This window comes from Ornithinibacillus proteolyticus (assembly GCF_039581225.1).
In the GTDB taxonomy this organism is placed as follows: domain Bacteria; phylum Bacillota; class Bacilli; order Bacillales; family Amphibacillaceae; genus Ornithinibacillus; species Ornithinibacillus massiliensis.
In genome coordinates, this window is record NZ_JBCPXV010000112.1 from 1 (window position 1) to 1,557 (window position 1,557).

Annotated in this window: 1 protein-coding gene; it reads left to right on the forward strand. The window is 39.5% G+C overall.

Annotated elements, in window-relative coordinates; translation table 11 throughout:
* The first annotated feature begins 126 nt into the window (after window positions 1–126).
* Window positions 127–1,479, forward strand: coding sequence for an IS1182 family transposase (locus AAIB49_RS19800; protein WP_107919837.1), 1,353 nt, complete (start codon window positions 127–129; stop codon window positions 1,477–1,479).
* Window positions 1,480–1,557: the final 78 nt, after the last annotated feature.

The following is a 1,557-nucleotide window of genomic DNA, read 5'->3' on the forward strand; positions in this document are numbered from 1 at the left end:
ATGAATTTCATAATTCTTAGCCCTTGTGTATCAAGGGGTTTAAGAGATAAAAAAAGAAGTACCTCCCCAAATCTTGTATAATGGTAGTTGACCACAAACCATAAAAAGACTGGAGGAGTACTTCTTATGACTATTATACGACAACCTAGCCTATTTGGCATACAGGAATTATTTGACATGGAACCTACCCAAAAATATGAAGCCATTATTTCAGCGGTAGATTTGGATTCGATGTACCATCAAGTGGCGAAAAAATCACGGTTGGGTGCACCGGAAGAACTAAACTATGCAGCCATGATTATCTCCACCTTTGTAAGATACATAGAGCGCATCCCTACGATGAAGGATCTTATAAAACGTCTTCATGATGATCTAGCTTTTAAGTTAAATTGTGGCTTTTTGGTTTCTGATCATGTGCCTTCAGAATCCTCCTATTCACGTCTCATAACGAAATTGGAGGAAAGCGATATCCTTGAGAAAGAACAAGAAAAAGTGGTCCTCCAGGCTATTGCAGAAGGTTTCATCACGGATGATACAGTGGCCATTGATGCAACCCATTTTGAAGCACGAGACCAAGCGCAGCCAAAAGAAGAAAAGCCAAAATCTGAACCCCAAAAACGTGGTCGGAAATCAAAAGATGAGCGTGACGGGTGGCTTAAAGAACAAGCTGAAACGGAAGCCAATTTACCTTTATATGATAGAAAAATTGTGGCCCAATTAGATGTTCCCCTAGCCGAACTACGTGCCGAAGTTCCCCAAGACCCTAAATGGGGCGTGAAAAAGAACTCAGAAGGACAAAATGTTTTTTGGTTTGGCTACAAAGGTCATTTAGCCGTTGGTACATCAAGCCAATACATTCTACAGGCTCTTTTTTCATCTGGGAGTCTAAATGATGGTAAGGCAGCTATCCCTTTACTGAAAGGAATTCAGGAACGCCTTCACCTTCCATTACGTTATCAAACAATGGATGCGGGCTATGACTATGAACCCATATACGAGCAGGTACATCGAATGGGACAACAATCCGTCATCGCGTATAATAAGCGAAATGAAGGGGAAATCATTGGCTATGATAAACACTTTGCCCCAACTTGTTTCAGAGAGCATTCTTATCGTTATGATAGTTTTGATCCTAAATATGAAACATTGAAATACACAAGACCAAAGGAATGCAGCGACTGTCCCTTAGCTAATGAAGGTATTTGCCAAAAGGTTTATAAAGTGAAAATCACTTCAGACCTTCGCAGATATACCGCACCAGCACGCGGGTCACAAGCATGGAAAAACATTTTCAAACGTCGTACTGCCGTAGAACGGGTTAATGCCTATCTGAAAGAATTCTTTCAACTGAACAATGTTCGCTATCGTACTGGGAAACGTGCAAAAATTCATTTTGACATGGTAACCCTTATTTATAATGCTTCAAAGTTAGCCGCAGACCGAATTAATGTACAATTAAATCAGCAACAAGTAGCATGATTTCTGTTTTTAAAAATACATTTTAGAAATTCTGTAGGATTCTGTATTTTTAAAAAGAGCAATTATGAAATTGACTCA